The 18,281-nt window shown below is 72.6% G+C and carries 11 protein-coding genes and 1 pseudogene; 7 read left to right on the top strand and 5 right to left on the bottom strand.

All coding sequences use genetic code 11. From position 1 onward, the window contains the following. A pseudogene (locus ACI379_RS00845) lies at nt 1-723 on the top strand (glycogen debranching protein GlgX); the annotation flags it as partial. Between the two features lie 25 nt (nt 724-748). On the opposite strand, the gene ACI379_RS00850 reads toward ACI379_RS00845, so the two are convergent. From ACI379_RS00850 to glgP, 5 genes are all read right to left on the bottom strand, one after another. Further along, a complete protein-coding gene (locus tag ACI379_RS00850; RefSeq protein WP_439790163.1) occupies nt 749-1,432 on the bottom strand; it encodes a response regulator in 684 nt (227 codons plus the stop codon). Further along, the gene (locus ACI379_RS00855) at nt 1,425-3,431 is read right to left on the bottom strand and encodes a sensor histidine kinase (protein WP_439790164.1); all 2,007 of its coding nucleotides are present in this window, start codon (nt 3,429-3,431) and stop codon (nt 1,425-1,427) included. Before ACI379_RS00855 ends, ACI379_RS00850 begins: the two co-directional genes overlap by 8 nt. A gap of 44 nt (nt 3,432-3,475) precedes the next feature. Beyond that, nucleotides 3,476-4,162, bottom strand: coding sequence for a hypothetical protein (locus tag ACI379_RS00860; protein ID WP_439790165.1), 687 nt, complete (start codon nt 4,160-4,162; stop codon nt 3,476-3,478). A 154-nt stretch (nt 4,163-4,316) separates the two neighbouring features. Beyond that, entirely contained in the window at nt 4,317-4,925 is a 609-nt protein-coding gene (locus tag ACI379_RS00865; protein ID WP_439790166.1) for a transglutaminase-like domain-containing protein, read from the bottom strand. A 32-nt stretch (nt 4,926-4,957) separates the two neighbouring features. After that, the gene (gene glgP, locus ACI379_RS00870) at nt 4,958-7,540 is read right to left on the bottom strand and encodes an alpha-glucan family phosphorylase (protein ID WP_439790167.1); all 2,583 of its coding nucleotides are present in this window, start codon (nt 7,538-7,540) and stop codon (nt 4,958-4,960) included. 89 nt (nt 7,541-7,629) lie between these two features. Between glgP and ACI379_RS00875 the strand changes: the two genes are divergently transcribed. The 6 genes from ACI379_RS00875 to ppdK all read left to right on the top strand — a co-directional run. Beyond that, nucleotides 7,630-9,618 (top strand): alpha-1,4-glucan--maltose-1-phosphate maltosyltransferase, encoded by a 1,989-nt coding sequence (locus ACI379_RS00875; protein WP_439790168.1) that lies wholly within the window; start codon nt 7,630-7,632, stop codon nt 9,616-9,618. A gap of 48 nt (nt 9,619-9,666) precedes the next feature. Then, nucleotides 9,667-11,391 carry a maltose alpha-D-glucosyltransferase gene (gene treS / locus ACI379_RS00880; protein WP_439790169.1) on the top strand — a complete coding sequence of 575 codons (1,725 nt, stop codon included), beginning with the start codon at nt 9,667-9,669 and terminating at the stop codon, nt 11,389-11,391. Further along, the gene (locus ACI379_RS00885) at nt 11,388-12,833 is read left to right on the top strand and encodes a maltokinase N-terminal cap-like domain-containing protein (RefSeq protein WP_439790170.1); all 1,446 of its coding nucleotides are present in this window, start codon (nt 11,388-11,390) and stop codon (nt 12,831-12,833) included. Before treS ends, ACI379_RS00885 begins: the two co-directional genes overlap by 4 nt. Continuing rightward, nucleotides 12,830-14,710 (top strand): 1,4-alpha-glucan branching protein GlgB, encoded by a 1,881-nt coding sequence (gene glgB, locus ACI379_RS00890; protein ID WP_439790171.1) that lies wholly within the window; start codon nt 12,830-12,832, stop codon nt 14,708-14,710. The genes ACI379_RS00885 and glgB overlap by 4 nt, the downstream gene beginning before the upstream one ends. 91 nt (nt 14,711-14,801) lie before the next feature. Beyond that, nucleotides 14,802-15,773 (top strand): NUDIX hydrolase, encoded by a 972-nt coding sequence (locus ACI379_RS00895; protein WP_439790172.1) that lies wholly within the window; start codon nt 14,802-14,804, stop codon nt 15,771-15,773. Nucleotides 15,774-15,873: 100 nt separating this feature from the next. Continuing rightward, the coding region (ppdK, locus tag ACI379_RS00900; protein WP_439790173.1) for a pyruvate, phosphate dikinase at nt 15,874-18,281 on the top strand (2,408 nt) is incomplete at its 3' end.

The following is an 18,281-nucleotide window of genomic DNA, read 5'->3' on the forward strand; positions in this document are numbered from 1 at the left end:
TCGTACGACGAGAAGCACAACGAGGACAACGGCGAGGACAACCGCGACGGCACCGACAACAACCGTTCCTGGAACTGCGGCGCCGAGGGTCCCACCGACGACGCCGAGATCGTCGCGCTGCGGCGGCGCCAGGCGGCGAACCTGATGGCCACGCTGTGCCTCTCGGCGGGCGTGCCGATGCTGACCGCGGGCGACGAGCGGGGTCGTACGCAGCGGGGCAACAACAACGCGTACTGCCAGGACAACGAGATCTCCTGGATGGACTGGCGCATCGACGACGCCTGGCTCGACGTGTACGAGGTCGCCAAGGCGGCGCTGCGTCTGCGCCGCGAGCACCCCGCGTTGCGCCAGCGGCACTGGTTCGAGGGGCGCCCGGCGATCGTCGGCGGCCCCAAGGACCTGGCCTGGCTGCACCCGTCGGGCCGGGAGATGACCGCCGAGGACTGGGCCGACGACTCCTCGCGGGTGATCGGCATGTTCCTCTCCGGCTCCCCCCTGCGTTCGCCCGGACCCCACGGCGAGCAGCTGCACGACGCGTCGTTCGTGATGTGGTTCAACGCAGCGGCGGACGACGTCGAGGTGCACCTGCCCGACAACGAGTGGGTCCGCACCGGCGAGGTGGTGCTGTCCACAAGCGCCACGTGCGAGGTGGGCACGCCCGTGCAGGCAGGTTCCAGCCTGCACGTCGAGGGGCGCTCCGTGGTGGTGCTGCGCGAGACCTGAGGCACCGGGCCTGCGGCACGTGGGCTCAACGCGTCGGCGCGGGGGCCCCTCCCAGCCCGGCGGCGCGCGCCCGCAGCATCGCGTCGGCGCGGTCGCGCGCACCCACCTTGGCGAGCACGTTGGAGACGTGGTTGCGCACCGTCTTGGGGCTCAGCACCAGCCGCCGCGAGATCGCCGTGTTGTCGTACCCGTGTGCCACGAGGTCGAGCACCTCGCGCTCCCGGTCGGTGAGCTCGGGGAACGGCACGCGTACGGCGGTGCGTCCGGCCAGCACGCGGTCGATGGCTCGTCGCGCCACGGCGGGCCCCAGGATCATCTCGCCGTCGACCACGGCCCGCACAGCCCGTTCGATCGCCGCAGGGGTCGCCGACTTGAGCAGGTAGCCGTGCGCCCCGGCGCGCATCGCGGCGGCGACCGACTCGTCGTCCTCCTGCATCGTCACCACCAGGACCTTGAGGTCCGGCCGGCGGCCCACGAGGTCCCTGGTCACCTCGATCCCCGACCCGTCGGGGAGGTGCAGGTCCATCACCACGACGTCCACCTGTGGCCCCACCCGCTCCAGCGCCTCCGCAGCGGTGCTCGCCTCACAGACCACCTCCATCCCGGCCAGCGAGTTCAGCATCGACACCAGGCCCAGCCGGAACACCGGGTGGTCGTCGACGACCCCCACACGCACGACGGGCGGAGCACACCACTCCTGCTCACCCACGGGCCACCTCCGGGCGGGAGGGCACCAGGTCGCGCTCCTGGGGCCCGGCCACCGGCAGCACCGCCCGTACGAGGGTGCCTCCACCGGACGCAGGCCCCACCCGGGTGCGTCCCCCGACGCTCTCGGCCCGCTCGGCCATCGAGTGCGTGCCCACCCCCGCGACCGCGTCACTCCCGATGCCGCGGCCGTCGTCGACGACGGTCACCTCGAGCCATCCGGCCCGCTCACGCACCTCCACCCGGCACCCGGTGGCGCGTGCGTGGCGGGCGACGTTGGCAACGGCCTCGGCCACGATCCCGTACGCCGCCGTGGCGACGACCGCCGGGAGGTCGTGGGACCGGGCGTCGAGGTCCACCTCGACCTGCAGGCCAGCGCTGGCGTGGCGCAGGCCCAGCTCGGACAGTGCGGCCCCGAGCCCCAGCTCGTCCAGCACGGGCGGCAACAGGTGGTGGGAGAGCTCGCGGACGGCGACCACCCGCTCGTCCACCTCGATCTGGAGGGCCTCCAGCAGCGCCGTGGCAGCCTTCGGGTCACGGGTCAGCAGGTTCTGCACTCCCTGCAGGCCAAGCCGCAGACCTGCCAGGGACGGCCCCAACCCGTCGTGGATCTCGCGGCGGATGAGTCGTCGCTCGGCGAGCCGGGCCTGGGACAGGTCGCCGCGCAGGCGGACCACCTCCTCCCCCGCCCGGTGCACGGCCACCGCCGCGGCGAGCACACCGGAGAGCTCGTCGAGCACCTGCCGGTCCTTGCCGGACAGGGTCTCGCCGCCCGGCGCGACCACACGCAGGGTTCCCACCGCGACACCCCGGTGCAGCAGGGGCCTCTCCTCCGTCCCCCTGCCCGACCCGACCAGCGGCAACGCGTGGTCGCGTGCGTCGGGGTGGCGGGCGAGCACGGCTCCCGCGGCGTCGAGGACCCGCACCGACTCCAGCCGCAGCGCCTCGGCCAGGGCCCGGGCCAGGTCCGGCAGGAGGTCGTCGGTGCCGCGTCCGAGCTCGACTCCCAGCGCGCGCACCGCCAGTGCCGGGTCGGCGGCCGTCCCGTGGACGAGCACCCGGACCCGGCGCGTGGCCCACAGGCGTACCGGCTGCACGGCCAGCGCCACCGTCCCCGCCGCGACGGCCGGCGCGACACCCTCCCCGGGCAGCACCCGTCCCACCACGACGACCACGCTCACGTACGCGACGAGCAGGACGACACCGACGAGACCGACGACCGTGGTCCGGCTGACGACGAGGTCGAGGTCCCACATGCGTCCACGCAGCACCGCGACCAGGATGGCTGCGGGGAAGAGTGTCTGGGCCACGAGGTGCAGCACCGGAGTGGCCCACACGGGGCCCACCGGGAGGAGGACGGGGACGAACGAAAGGGCCATGACGGTGGTGCCCAGCGCCAACCACCCCAACCCGGTGCGCTCGCGGACCGGACCCCGGCGCCGCCGCCGCTGGACCGCGGCGGCGGTCACCAGGCCGTACGGGATGCAGGCGAGGAGTCCGACCAGGACGAGGAGGTCCAGCCCCAGCAGACCGCCCACGGTCGTGGCGACCGCGATCAGCGCTCCGCCTGCCGCGCCGGCCCTCGCTCCCACGCCGGGAGCGTGGTCGCGCACCAGCCACGGCACGACCAGGAAGAGGGCAAGGGTGCCCGGCACCCACGCAGTCGCGTTGAGCAGGTCGAGGGCCACTGGGAGGGAGTCCCGGCCGTCGGCGTGGGTACGTACCCACCACGCCTCACCGGCGAACGCCACCGCGGCAACCGCTCCTCCCAGCCCGGTGAGCGTGACGAGCCAGGTCACCGGGTGCAGCCGTCGAGCCAGCAGCGTCGACGCCACGGTGCCGTACACGCAGGCCACCGTGGCGTCGACCAGGTAGAACCACAGCGTCCCGTCGACGCGCGGTCGGGCCTGCAGCAGGATCACGGCCGAGAGCGCGGCCAGGCCCCAGCAGGTGGCACCCACGCACGCACCCAGCCGTGGCCTGACCGCTCCCCGTTGTCCCATGGCCGCGAATCTAGTGAGGGCCGCGGGCGCTGCGCATCCGCAATTCAGCGGATCTGCGTGCGGTCACCCAGGGCGAAACCGCAGGCCATGACGAGCAGCAGGACGGGCCCGGTGAAGCCGGCCATGTACTGCAGCGGCGAGACACCGAGCAGCGCGGTCAGAGCCCCCAGGACGCCGCAGACCCACCCCAGCCACCTCGCGGCGGCGCCGTGCCTCAGCGCGGCGACGCCGACGGCAAGACCCGTCAGGCCCGCGCCGACCCACAGCCAGCTGACGGTGCCGACCCAGTGGCCGTACAGGACCGCGACCTCCGGCACCAGCTGGTCGGGTTCGGAGAGGCCGAAGATGAACTCGGTGTTGAGGGCCGTCCCCATCAGGCCCGCGACCGCCACCAGCAGGAGCCCGAACGCGGCCACGTCGGGCACCAGGCTCCCGGCGGGCGTCTGGCCCGCCAGGCGACGCCGCAGCCCGGCGGCGAAGACGGGCACCAGGACCACCGTCACCATGGTGGCGACGTGGAAGACCAGCAGGCTGGAGACGTCCTCGGCGAGTGCGGCCGTGATCCCCTCCGCGTTGCCCGCCAACTCTGGGCGGTACACACCGTCCACCCCCATCGAGGCGTAGATGGCGAGGATCCCGGTGAGGCCGGCGGCCACCCCGGTCCAGGCCCAGCCGCGGCCCGGGCGTTCTGCGGCCGGCGCTGCCGGCTGGGCGGTCAGGTCTGACTCCATGTTCACGTGCATCGTGTTCCCCCTTGTTCGGTTCGGAGGAGTCACCTTGGCGGTCCCGGCGTCCCGGGCGCCACGGCCCGGTGTCCCGACATGCCGGGCGTTCTTCCCGGGACCGCCCCTGTCCAGGCTGAGGGGAGCAAGGCGTACGGCAGGCTCACGGTGCCTGCAGCGCCCCCGGGAGCCCGTTCCGGCACAGGGACAGCACGTCGACGGTGCCGCGCAGGGCCGTCACGACGCCGGGGTCGGGGTGGACGTGCAGACCGGGCAGGTCCTCCTCCCCCAGCGCCGGGTCCACCGGCCACGCCAACCGCTCGCCCTCGAGGGAGAACTGGGCGTCGACGCCCGGCTTGTTGCCGCGCGGGTCCTGCCGGTGCCACGCGCCCCGGAGGTGGACCGCGACCAGACCGTGCAGCATGAGGTAGTCGTCGTCGCGCAGCCGCTGGTAGCACAGGCCGGTCGGTACGCCCTCGGCCCGCAGCAGGGCGGCGAGCAGGTGCGACTTGGCGTAGCAGAGGCCGACCCGCTCGCCCAGCACCTCGGAGGCCGACACGGTGACGCGCGGGTCCCGGGCGTCCCACGAGTGGGCCACCTCGTCGCGCACCCACTCGAAGGCTGCCCGGGCGTACGCCTCGTCGTCGGCCCCACTGGTGGCCCTCAGCGTGGCGGCGAGGGCTCGTACGTCGGGGTGGTCGACCTCCACCACGTCGTCGCCGACGAGGAAGTCCCGTGGGTCGGGGACGAGGTCGGGGTCGGCGGGCTCCATGGCGGGACCATACCGAACCCCGACACCCACCCTCAGGCGGGTACGGCGACCAGCCCCAGCTCGGCCACCGAGGCCAGCGACGGGTGCTGCGGCACCACGCGCACCGTGTAACCGAACGAGCCGGAGCGGTCCAGGGGAAGGTCCACGTCGAAGCGGTGCCGGTTCCCCTCGTACGACTCCACGCGCGCCATCGGCGCCAGGCTGGTGCCGACCAGCTCGTCGTCACCGGTCACGCGACCGTGGACGACCTGGACGACCACGTCCTCGGGCACCAGGTCACCGAGCGCGACGAAGGCGCGGACGTTGACGCGGGCCCCGACCTGGGGCGAGTCACCCACCCCGTGCGACTCGACGTGCTCGACCCGGACCCCGGGCCAGCCGGCACGCACGCGCTGCTTCCACCCGGCCGCCTCGCGGGCGCCGGCGTGGTCGCCGTTGAGGGCGTGCGCGGACGCCGCGGCGGGGGCGTACAGCTGGCGGACGTAATCGCGCACCTGGCGCGTGGCCAGCACCTTGGGCCCGAGCGTGCGCAGGGTGTGCCGCACCATCTGCAGCCACCGCTCGGGCACGCCGTCGTCGTTGCGCTCGTAGAACCGCGGGGCGACCTCGTTCTCGATGAGGTCGTACAGCGCGGTGGCCTCGAGGTCGTCGCGGCGGTCGGCGTCGTCGAGGCCGTCGGCGGACGGGATCGCCCAGCCGTTCTCCCCGTCGAACCACTCGTCCCACCAGCCGTCGAGGATGGAGAGGTTGAGCCCACCGTTGAGCGCGGCCTTCATGCCGGAGGTGCCGCACGCCTCGTACGGTCGCAGCGGGTTGTTGAGCCACACGTCGCAGCCCGGGTACAGCGGCTGGGCCATCGCGATGTCGTAGTTGGGCAGGAACGCGATGCGGTGACGCACCTCGGGGTCGTCCGCGAAGCGCACCATCTCCTGGATGAGGCGCTTACCGGTCTCGTCGGCCGGGTGCGACTTGCCCGCGATGACCAGCTGGATCGGGCGCTCCGGGTCGAGCAGGAGCCGCTTGAGACGCGCGGGGTCGCGCAGCATGAGGGTGAGCCGCTTGTACGTCGGCACCCGTCGCGCGAACCCGATGGTGAGCACGTCGGGGTCGAGCGCCATCTGCGTCCAGCTGCGCTCGGCGGTCGCGAACCCGCGCTTGGCGGCGGAGGCGTCCAGACGGCGGCGGGCCTCGAGCACGAGCCGCTCGCGCAGGGTCCGCTTGAGATCCCAGACCTCGCGGTCACCGATCTGGTCGACGACCGCGAACGCCGGGTCGGTGTCGTCGGAGTCGAGGTCGACGCCGCGCCCGCTGACCAGGTCGAGGATCTCGGGCGCCACCCAGGTCGGGGCGTGGACGCCGTTGGTGATGGAGGTGATCGGCACCTCGGCCTCGTCGAAGGCCGGCCACAGGCCGTTGAACATGCCGCGGCTCACGTGGCCGTGCAGCTGGGAGACGCCGTTGGCGCGCTGGGCGAGGCGGAACCCCATCACCGCCATGTTGAACACCCCGGGGTCGCCGCCCTCGTAGTCCTCGGCGCCGAGCGCGAGCACCCGCTCCAGCGGGACGTCGGGGGTGGGCGAACCGGTGCCACCGAAGTACTGGGCGACGAGGTCGCGCGGGAACCGGTCGATGCCGGCGGGCACCGGGGTGTGCGTGGTGAAGACGGTGCTGGCCCGCGAGATCTCCAGGGCGGTGTCGAAGTCGAGGTGCGGGCCCTCAGGCGCGACGGTGAGCTCCCGGATCCGCTCCACACCGAGGAAACCGGCGTGGCCCTCGTTGGTGTGGAACACCTCGGGCTCGGGCGCGCCGGTGAGGCGGGACCAGGCCCGCAGCGCCTTGACGCCGCCGACGCCGAGCAGCAGCTCCTGGCGCAGGCGGTGCTCGGAGTTGCCGCCGTAGAGGCGGTCGGTGACGTCGCGGTAGTGCTGGCTGTTCTCCTCCACGTCGGTGTCGAGCAGCAGCAGCGGCACCCGGCCGACCTGGGCGACGTACACGTGGGCGAGCAGGTCGGGGCCGTCGGGCAGCGGCAGCCGGACCTCGGCACGCGACCCGTCCGCCTCGCGCAGCACGGACAGCGGCAGCTCGTCGGGGTCGAGGACGGGGTACGTCTCCTGCTGCCAGCCGTCGCGGTTGAGGGACTGCTTGAAGTAGCCGTGGCGGTAGAGCAGCCCCACGCCGATCACCGGGATGCCGAGGTCGGAGGCGGCCTTGAGGTGGTCGCCGGCCAGGATGCCCAGACCGCCGGAGTACTGCGGCAGCACGGCGGTGATGCCGTACTCCGGGGAGAAGTAGGCGACCGACCGGGGCAGGTCGCCGCTCTGGCGCGCGTACCACCGCTCGGAGGTGAGGTACGCGTCGAGGTCGGCGGCCAGGGCGTCGAGCCGGGAGGCGAAGGCCTCGTCCGCGGCGAGCTCGTCGAGCCGTTCGGGGGCCAGGGCCGCGAGCAGCCGGACGGGGTCACGGTGCACCGCCTCCCACGCCTGGGGATCGATGGAGGCGAACAGCTCCTGGGTGGGCGGGTGCCAGGACCAGCGCAGGTTGCCGGCCAGCACCCCCAACGCGGACAGGGAGGCCGGCAGGACGGGACGGACGGTGAATCGTCGGATCGCTCGCACCCGCCCACCGTAGAACAGGAATTGGATCGTTCCAACCTTGTTGGGCGATCCGTTTGCGCACACCCGGTCGCGTCGGGGAGGCTGGTGCCATGGTCGGACGAATCCCCGTCATGGACGTCTCCCCCGTGGTCGACGCCGGACGCCTGGCTGCCAAGGCCACCGTCGGTGAGCCGCTGCCGGTCCGGGCGACGGTCTTCCGCGAGGGCCACGACCAGCTGGGCGCCGACGTCGTCCTCGTGGACCCGACCGGCACCCGCCGCGCCCCCGTCCGCATGACGCCGGCCGCCGACGGCCCCGACCGGTACGAGGCGTGGGTGACCCCGGACACCGAGGGCACGTGGCACTTCGAGATCCAGTCCTACTCCGACACCTGCGCGACGTGGCTGCACGACGCGGTGATCAAGGTCGAGGCGGGCGTGGACGTCGAGCTGATGCTCACCGAGGGCGCGCTGGTGCTGCGGCGCCTGGCCGACACCCACCGGCTCACCGCCGCCGAGCGCCGCACGGTGGCCGCCGGGATCGAGGCGGCCGGCGACCGGTCCCGCCCCGTCGCGGCCCGGCTGGCGGTGCTCACCTCCCCCGAGTCGGTCGCCCTCATGAGGACCCGCCCGCTGCGCGACCTGCTGACCGTGCACGGCCCGCACCCGCTGCGCGTCGACCGCCCCCGCGCCCTGCGCGGCAGCTGGTACGAGTTCTTCCCCCGCTCGGAGGGTGCCCGCACCACCGCCGACGGCACCGTCGTCGCGGGCACGTTCCGTACGGCCACCCGACGGCTCGACGCCGTCGCCGCCATGGGGTTCGACGTCGTCTACCTGCCGCCGATCCACCCGATCGGCGAGGTCAACCGCAAGGGACCCAACAACACGGTCCTGCCCGACGGCGAACCGACCCCGAAGGAGTGGGCCGGCTCGCCGTGGGCGATCGGCAGCAAGGACGGCGGTCACGACGCGGTCCACCCCGGTCTGGGCACCCTGGCCGACTTCGACGCGTTCGTCGCGCGCGCCGGCGAGCTCGGCCTGGAGGTCGCCCTCGACCTGGCCCTGCAGGCTGCTCCTGACCACCCGTGGGTCACCGAGCACCCGGAGTTCTTCACCACCCGCGCCGACGGCTCCATCGCGTACGCCGAGAACCCTCCGAAGAAGTACCAGGACATCTACCCGGTCAACTTCGACAACGACCCCGAGGGCATCCGCGCCGAGGTGCTGCGGGTCGTGCGGCACTGGATGGACCACGGGGTGCGGATCTTCCGCGTCGACAACCCGCACACCAAGCCGCTGGCGTTCTGGGAGTGGCTGCTGGCCGAGGTCCGCAGCACCGACCCCGACGTGGTCTTCCTCTCCGAGGCGTTCACCCGGCCCGCGATGATGCACGCGCTCGGGGCGGTCGGCTTCCACCAGTCGTACACGTACTTCACCTGGCGCACCGGCAAGGACGAGATCGCCGACTACCTGACCGAGCTGGCCACCCGCAGCGACCACCTGCTGCGGCCCAACTTCTTCGTCAACACCCCCGACATCCTGCACGAGTTCCTGCAGTACGGCGGCCCGGCCGCGTTCCGGATCCGGGCGACGCTGGCCGCCCTGACCTCGCCGAGCTGGGGCGTGTACGCCGGCTTCGAGCTGTACGAGCACGTGGCCGTGCGTCCGGGCAGCGAGGAGTACCTGGACTCGGAGAAGTACCAGGTCCGGGTGCGCGACTGGGACGGTGCCGAGAAGGAGGGGCGCTCCCTGGCGCCGTACCTCACCCGCCTCAACGAGATCCGGCGCGCCCACCCGGCGCTCGGGCTGCTGCGCAACCTCACGGTGCACGCCAGCGACGACGACCACGTGCTCGTGGTCAGCAAGCGCCACGTCGACGAGCAGGGCAACGACGACACCGTGCTGGTGGTCCTCAACCTCGACCCGCACGGAGCCCGCGAGACGATGGTCCACCTCGACCTCCCGGCACTGGGCAAGGCGTGGTCGGACTCCTTCACCGTCCACGACGAGCTCACCGGCGCCGACTGGACGTGGAACCAGCACAACTACGTACGCCTCGACCCGGGCGGCGAGGTCGCGCACGTCCTCGTGGTCCGCTGAGACCGCGCCACACCCCCGCAGTTCTCCCCACCCCCCAGGAGGTCCCCGTTGACCGAGATCACCACCCCTGTCCCCGCCGAGCAGCCCGAGTGGTTCCGCACGGCGGTCTTCTACGAGGTGCTGGTGCGCTCGTTCCGGGACTCCGACAGCGACGGGGTCGGTGACTTCCGCGGTCTGACCGAGAAGCTCGACTACCTCGCCTGGCTGGGCGTCGACTGCCTGTGGGTGCCGCCGTTCTTCACCTCGCCGCTGCGCGACGGCGGCTACGACGTGGCCGACTACACCGGGATCCTCCCCGAGGTCGGCACGATGATGGACTTCGAGGAGTTCGTCGCCGCCGCCCACGAGCGCGGCATCCGCGTGATCATCGACTTCGTCATGAACCACACCTCCGACGCGCACCCGTGGTTCCAGTCCTCGCGCAGCGACCCCGAGGGCCCGTACGGCGACTTCTACGTGTGGTCGGACACCAACGAGGACTACGCCGACGCGCGGGTCATCTTCGTCGACACCGAGCCGTCGAACTGGACCTGGGACCCGGTGCGCGGGCAGTACTTCTGGCACCGCTTCTTCCACCACCAGCCCGACCTCAACTTCGACAACCCCGCCGTCCACGACGCGATGCTGGACGCGATCGCCTTCTGGCTCGACAAGGGGATCGACGGGTTCCGCCTGGACGCCGTCCCGTACCTCTACGAGCGTCCCGGCACCAACGGCGAGAACCTCCCCGAGACGCACGAGATGCTCAAGAAGGTGCGCCGGTTCGTCGACGAGAAATACCCCGGCACGGTGCTGCTGTGCGAGGCCAACCAGTGGCCCGCCGACGTCGTGGAGTACTTCGGCCCCGAGCAGACCGGGGACGGGCGCTGGGTGGGCACCGAGTGCCACATGGCGTTCCACTTCCCGGTGATGCCGCGCCTGTTCATGGCGGTGCGGCGCGAGTCGCGCTACCCGATCTCGGAGATCCTCGAGCAGACCCCCGCCATCCCTGACGGGTGCCAGTGGGGCATCTTCCTGCGCAACCACGACGAGCTGACCCTCGAGATGGTCACCGACGAGGACCGCGACTACATGTGGGCCGAGTACGCCAAGGACCCGCGGATGAAGGCCAACATCGGCATCCGCCGGCGCCTGGCTCCGCTGCTCGACAACGACACCGACCAGATCGAGCTGTTCACCGCGATGCTGCTCTCGCTGCCCGGCTCGCCGGTGCTCTACTACGGCGACGAGATCGGCATGGGCGACAACATCTGGCTCGGCGACCGCGACGGGGTGCGTACCCCGATGCAGTGGACGCCCGACCGCAACGCGGGGTACTCCTCCGCCAACCCCGGCAAGCTGCACCTGCCCGTCGTCCAGGACCCGGTGTACGGCCACCAGTCGGTCAACGTCGAGGCGCAGATGGAGACCTCGGCCTCCCTGCTGCACTGGACCCGCACCATGCTGCACGCGCGCCGGCGGCACCAGGCGTTCGGCCTGGGCACCTTCACCGACCTGGGCGGCTCCAACCCGAGCGTCCTGTCGTACGTCCGCGAGTACACCCCCGCCGACGGCGAGCGCGAGGTGATCCTCTGCGTCAACAACCTCTCGCGCTTCGCCCAGCCGGTCGAGCTCGACCTGCGTGCGTACGAGGGGTTGATCCCGGTGGAGCTGCTCGGCGGGGTCCCGTTCCCCGCGGTCGGCGAGCTCCCGTACCTGCTCACCCTCGGAGGCCACGGGTTCCTGTGGCTCCGGCTCGTCGCACCGCCCACCATGGAGGAGGCCGCACGATGACCGTCGCGCTCCCGCACGACCGCGAGGACCTGCACGCCCTGCTCGCCGGGGCGCGGTGGTTCGGAGGCAAGGGGCGGGAGTGGACGGTGGGAGAGGTGCGCCGCGTCGGCGTGCTCCCCGGGTCGACGCCAGCGGTGACCGCGGTGGTCGACCTCGTCGAGGTGCTGTACGCCGACGCCGGGGGCGGCGGGGACGCACGGGAGTTCTACCAGCTGCCCCTCTCGCTGCGGTCCGAGACCGCCGACCACCTCGAGCACGCGCGGGTGGGGACGTGGACCACGGCCGACGGGGCGCCGCTCCACGCGTACGACGCGGTGCACGACCGTGACGCCATGGCGCTGTGGCTGGGCGCCTTCGACGCCGCCGCCGGCCCCGCCTCCGCTCCCCCGGGCGCGGCGGCGGGCCCGGTCTTCCACCGGTTGGAGGGCCACGACCTCGACCTCACCACCCACTCGACGCTGTTCACCGGGGAGCAGTCGAACTCCTCGGTGGCGTTCGGTGAGGACGCGCTGCTCAAGGTGTTCCGCCGTCTGACGCCGGGCACCAACCCCGACATCGAGATCCACGAGGTGCTCACCGCCAGCGGCAGCGACCACGTCGCCGCCCTGTACGGCTGGTTGGAGGCCGAGGACCCGTTCGGCGGGGAGACGCTCCAGCTGGCGATGCTGCAGCAGTTCCTGCGCACCGCCACCGACGGCTGGGAGCTCGCCCTGGCCAGCGTGCGCAACCTGTACGTGGAGGCCGACCTGCGCGCCGACGAGGTCGGGGGCGACTTCGCCGCCGAGGCCGGTCGGCTCGGCGAGGCCCTGGCCGAGGTCCACGGGAGTCTGGCGGAGCAGTTCGGCACCACCCGCCTGAGTGGCCCCGAGCTGGCGGCGCTCGCCGACACCATGACGGCACGGCTGGACGACGCCGTCGCCGTGGTGCCCGACCTGGCCGCGCACCGCGACGCGGTCCTGGCCACCTTCGACGCCGTGCGCTCCCTGGCGGAGGGCGGCGAGGTCGAGGTCCAGCGCATCCACGGCGACCTGCACCTGGGCCAGACCCTGCGCACCGTGAAGGGGTGGAAGATCGTCGACTTCGAGGGCGAGCCCGCCAAGCCGCTGGCCGAGCGCTCGCGCCCCGACTCGGCCTGGCGCGACGTCGCCGGGATGCTGCGCTCCTTCGACTACGCCCCGAGCGCGGCCTCGCTCACCGGCCGTACCGCCGACTCCGGGGACGAGGCCGAGCAGCAGGCGTACCGGGCCGCCGAGTGGGCCGCACGCAACGGCCAGGCGTTCCTGCTCGGGTACGCCGGACGCCCGCTGACCGCCCAGGAGTCGACGCTGCTGCGCGCGTACGTGCTGGACAAGGCCGTCTACGAGACCGTGTACGAGACCCGCAACCGTCCCGGCTGGGTGCAGATCCCCCTCGAGGGCATCCGCCGCTGGGAGGCGTCGTGAGCGCCGGGCACGAGGCCCTCGGCCCCCTGGACCTGCACCTGCTCGCCGAGGGGCGCCACGAGAACCTGTGGCAGGTGCTGGGCGCCCACCCGGACACCGACGGAGCGGTCTTCCGGGTGTGGGCCCCGAACGCGCTGGAGGTCCAGGTGGCCGGCGAGTGGTCCGGGTGGGACGCCTCGCGCCACCCGATGGCCCGGGCCGGCGGTGGCGACGTCTGGGAGGCGTACGTCCCCGGCGCCGCTGCGGGGCAGCTGTACACGTTCCGGATCCGCGGCGCCGACGGGGTGTGGCGCGACAAGGCCGACCCCGTGGCACGCCGCGCCGAGCACGCCCCCGGCGGGGCCTCGGTGCTGTGGACCTCGTCCCACGCGTGGACCGACGAGGAGTGGCTGGCCCACCGCGGCGACCGCAACCCCGTGGAGGCCCCGATGTCGGTGTACGAGGTGCACCTGGCCTCGTGGCGCAAGCACCTCGACGGCCGCCTGTACTCCTACGACGACCTCGTCACCACCCTGGTCCCCTACGTCGCCGGGCAGGGGTTCACCCACGTCGAGCTGATGCCGGTGATGGCGCACCCCTTCGGCGGCTCGTGGGGCTACCACGTGACCTCCTACTACGCCCCCGACCCGCGTCTGGGCGACCCCGACGGGCTCAAGCGCCTCGTCGAGGCGTTCCACCACGCCGGGGTGGGCGTCATCCTCGACTGGGTGCCGGGACACTTCGCCACCGACGAGTGGGCGCTGGCCCGGTTCGACGGGGCCCCGCTGTACGAGCACCCCGACCCGCGCCGCGGGTGGCACGAGGAGTGGGGCTCGCACATCTTCGACTTCGGCCGTCCCGAGGTGCGCAACTTCCTCGTGGCCAACGCCGTGTACTGGCTGGAGGAGTTCCACGCCGACGGCCTGCGCGTCGACGGGGTGGCCTCGATGCTCTACCTCGACTACGGCCGCGAGGAGGGCGCCTGGGAGCCCAACGTGCACGGCGGCCGCGAGAACCTCGAGGCCGTCGCCCTGCTGCAGGAGATGAACGCGACCGCGTACCGCAGGGTTCCCGGGATCGTGACCGTCGCCGAGGAGTCCACCGCGTGGCCGGGCGTGACGGCGCCGACCGACGCGGGCGGTCTGGGCTTCGGGTTCAAGTGGAACATGGGCTGGATGCACGACACCCTCGGCTACCTGCGCCACGACCCCGTGCACCGCGCGCACCACCACGGCGAGATGACCTTCTCGCTGGCGTACGCCTTCAGCGAGAACTACGTGCTGCCACTGAGCCACGACGAGGTGGTCCACGGCAAGGGGTCGCTGCTGCGCAAGATGCCCGGGGACCGCTGGCGCCAGCTGGCCACCCTGCGGGCGTACCTCGCCTTCATGTGGGCCCACCCCGGCAAGCAGCTGCTCTTCATGGGCGGCGAGTTCGGCCAGGAGTCGGAGTGGGCGGAGGGCCGTGAGCTCGACTGGTGGCTCCTGGCCCACCCGGAGCACGACGGCGTCCGCCGGCTGGTGGTCGACCTCAACGCCGTGTACCGCGGCACCGAGGCCCTGTGGGCGCGCGACACCGTCCCCGAGGGGTTCTCGTGGCTGGTGGCCGACGACGCGGGAGCCAACGTCCTCGCGTTCGCCCGGCACGCCCCCGGACAGCCCGACCTGGTCTGCGTGTCGAACTTCTCGGCCGTGCCGCACGAGTCGTACCTGCTGGGCCTGCCGTCCGCGGGCACCTGGCGCGAGGTGGTCAACACCGACGCCGAGACGTACACGGGCTCCGGGGTGGGCAACCTCGGTTCCGTGACCGCCGACGCCCACCCCCACCTGTCCCAGCCGGCCAGCGCGCGGGTGCGGGTCGGTCCGCTGAGCACCGTGTGGCTGCGCCACGAGGGCTGACTCCACGTCGGCCCCGGTCCTGGTGCCCGCCCGTCGGGACTCTGGTCCCGCCCACGCGCCCGGTCGGGGCGCGCGTGGCTAGGCTGACGCCGTGACCCCCGAGCCTCTCCTGACCGACGGCCAGATCACGCTTCGACCTGTGCGGGAGACGGACCGCGACGCGATCGAGGCCGGGCACGACGAGGCGATCGCCCACTGGCTCGGGGACGTCGCGTGGGACGCGGACGGGCGGCGCACGTTCGTGGTCGAGGTCCGCGACCCCGCCACCGCGGTCGGCCTGTGCTCCGTACGCGCCACCGCGCCCGGCACCGGCGAGCTCACCTGGCTCCTCTTCCCCGACCACCGCGGCGTCGGCCACGCCACCCGCGCCGTCCGGGTCCTGGGCGACTGGGCGCTGAGTGACCTCGACCAGGGCGGCCTCGGCCTGGGCCGGGTCGAGGCCCGCATCGAGCCCGGCAACTCGCGCAGCCTGCGCGTGGCGACGCGGGCGGGCCTGCGCCGCGAGGGTGTGGCGCGGCTGGCCCCGGGCACCGGCGAGCGTGCGGACACCGCGGAGAAGGTCGTCTTCGCCCGCCTGTCCACCGACCCCCCGCTGAGCGACCCGGTGGCGTTCCGGTCCCTGCTCAACTCCTTCCTCCCGCGCAAGCGGGCCATCTCCCAGATGCTGGTGCGTGACGAGGCCGGCCGGGTCCTGCTGTGCCAGCTGACGTACAAGCGCGACTGGGACCTGCCCGGCGGTGTCGTCGAGGTCGGTGAGTCGCCCCGGTTGGCGGTGGAGCGGGAGGTCGAGGAGGAGCTGGGTCTGGGCGTGGCGGCCGGTGAGCTGCTGGTGACCGACTGGCTGCCGCCCTGGGGCGGGTGGGACGACGCCGTCTGCCTGGTCTTCGACGGCGGGACGGCGCCGAGCAGCATCCTGGACGAGGTCGTCAAGCAGGACCGCGAGATCCGGTCCGCCGAGTTCTGCACGCTCGAGCAGGTCCACGAACGCACCGCCGACTTCACCGCCCGCCGCATCGAGGCGGCGCTGCGCGGCGGCGGCCGCTTCACCGAGTCCGGGCGCTGAGGCCGCCTCTCTTCCACTGTGTGGGACCAACGGCCCCTGTTTGTCCCACGTTTGGGGGCGGCCGGTGCAATTGGTGCCGCGAACACGGAAGATGGCCTGCATGAATGCCTGGGTGTACGACTTCGGTGACGGCAACAAGGACCTCAAGGACCTGCTCGGCGGCAAGGGTGCCAACCTCGCCGAGATGACCCGGCTGGGACTGCCGGTGCCACCGGGATTCACCATCACCACCGACGCCTGCCGCGCCTACCTGTCGGCCGGGCACGAGCCCGAGGGGCTCGCCGAGCAGGTCTCCACCCGACTGGCCGCCCTGGAGTCCGCGATGGGTCGCCGTCTCGGGGACGCCGGTGACCCGCTGCTGGTCAGCGTCCGCTCGGGCGCCAAGTTCTCGATGCCCGGGATGATGGAGACGGTCCTCAACATCGGCCTCAACGACGCCTCCGTCGTGGGCCTGACCGAGCGCAGCGGCAACGCCCGCTTCGCCCAGGACTCCTACCGCCGCCTGCTGCAGATGTTCGGCGCGACCGTCCTCCACGTCGACTCCGAGCACTTCGCCGCCGCGCTCGACGCCGCCAAGGCGGCCAAGGGAACCACCGCCGACCTCGACCTGGACGCCGACGACCTCGCCGGGCTGGTCGAGACGTACAAGGAGGTCATCCGCACCCACGCCGGGCGCGAGTTCCCGCAGGACCCGCGCGAGCAGCTCGACCTGGCGGTGCGCGCCGTCTTCAACTCCTGGAACACCGACCGCGCCCGGCTGTACCGCCGCCGCGAGCGCATCCCCGAGGACCTCGGCACGGCGGTCAACGTGCAGGCGATGGTGTTCGGCAACTTCGGGATGGACTCCGGTTCGGGCGTCGCGTTCACGCGCGACCCCGCCTCGGGCAACCAGGGCGTGTACGGCGACTACCTGCAGAACGCCCAGGGCGAGGACGTGGTCGCGGGCATCCGCAACACGGTCTCCCTGGCCGACATGGAGCGCATCGACAAGACCTCGTACGACGCGCTGCTCGCCATCATGGAGCAACTCGAGAACCACTACCACGACATGTGCGACATCGAGTTCACCGTCGAGACGGGCAAGCTGTGGATGCTGCAGACCCGCGTCGGCAAGCGCACGCCCGAGGCCGCGTTCCGGATCTCCGAGCACATGGTCGACGAGGGCATGATCGACGCCGCCGAGCAGCTCGACCGGGTCACCGGTGACCAGCTGGCGAGCCTGATGTTCCCCCGCTTCGACGCCGACGCCGACAAGCAGCTGCTCACCGTCGGCATGAACGCCTCGCCCGGCGCCGCCGTGGGCCGCGTCGTCTTCGACTCCCCCACCGCGGTCGAGTGGGCCGAGCGCGGCGAGAAGGTCATCCTGCTGCGCAAGGAGACCAACCCCGACGACCTGGCCGGCATGGTCGTGGCCGAGGGCATCCTGACCAGCCGCGGCGGCAAGACCAGCCACGCGGCGGTGGTGGCGCGCGGCATGGGCCGCACCTGCGTGTGCGGCGCCGAGGCGCTCGACGTGGACGCCCGAGCCAAGGTCGCCCGGGTCCGCGACGGCGGCGAGATCCGCGAGGGCGACACCATCTCCATCGACGGCGCCACCGGCGAGGTGTTCGCCGGCGAGGTCCCCGTGGTCGCCTCGCACGTGGTGCGCCACTTCGAGGGCGAGGAGGTCGACGAGGAGGTCGTACGCGCCGTGGCGGCCGTGATGGCCACGGCCGACGCGACGCGACGCCTCCGGGTGCGTGCCAACGCCGACACGCCCGAGGACGCGGCCCGCGCCCGCCGGTTCGGGGCCGAGGGCATCGGCCTGTGCCGCACCGAGCACATGTTCCTGGGCGAGCGCCGCGGCCTGGTCGAGCGCCTCATCGTGGCCACCGACGAGGCGGCCCAGCAGGAGGCGCTCGACGCCCTGCTGCCGCTGCAGCGCCAGGACTTCACCGAGATCCTCGCCGCGATGGACGGGCTGCCCGTCACGATCCGCCTCATCGACCCGCCGCTGCACGAGTTCCTGCCCGACTACACCGAGCTGTCGGTGAAGGTCGCGCTGGCCGAGGCCGCCGGAGGCGCCGACGAGCACGACACGGTGCTGCTCGAGCACGTCCGGCGACTGCACGAGCAGAACCCGATGCTGGGACTCCGCGGTGTACGTCTGGGCATCGCCATCCCCGGCCTCTTCGTGATGCAGGCCCGGGCGATCCTGGAGGCGGCCGCCGACCGGGTCGAGGCCGGTGGCGACCCGCAGCCGGAGATCATGGTGCCCCTGGTCGCCAGCGTCCGCGAGCTCGACGTGGTCAAGGCCGACATCCTCGCCGTCCTCGACGAGGTGCAGCGCGAGCGTGGTGTGACCATCAACGTCAAGGTCGGGACCATGATCGAGCTGCCGCGCGCGGCGTTCCTGGCCGACCGGATCGCGAAGTCCGCCGAGTTCTTCTCCTTCGGCACCAACGACCTGACCCAGATGGCGTGGGGCTTCTCCCGCGACGACGTGGAGTCGGCGTTCTTCTCGAAGTA

The sequence above is a fragment of the Nocardioides sp. genome, assembly GCF_051876515.1.
Classification (GTDB): Bacteria; Actinomycetota; Actinomycetes; order Propionibacteriales; family Nocardioidaceae; genus Nocardioides.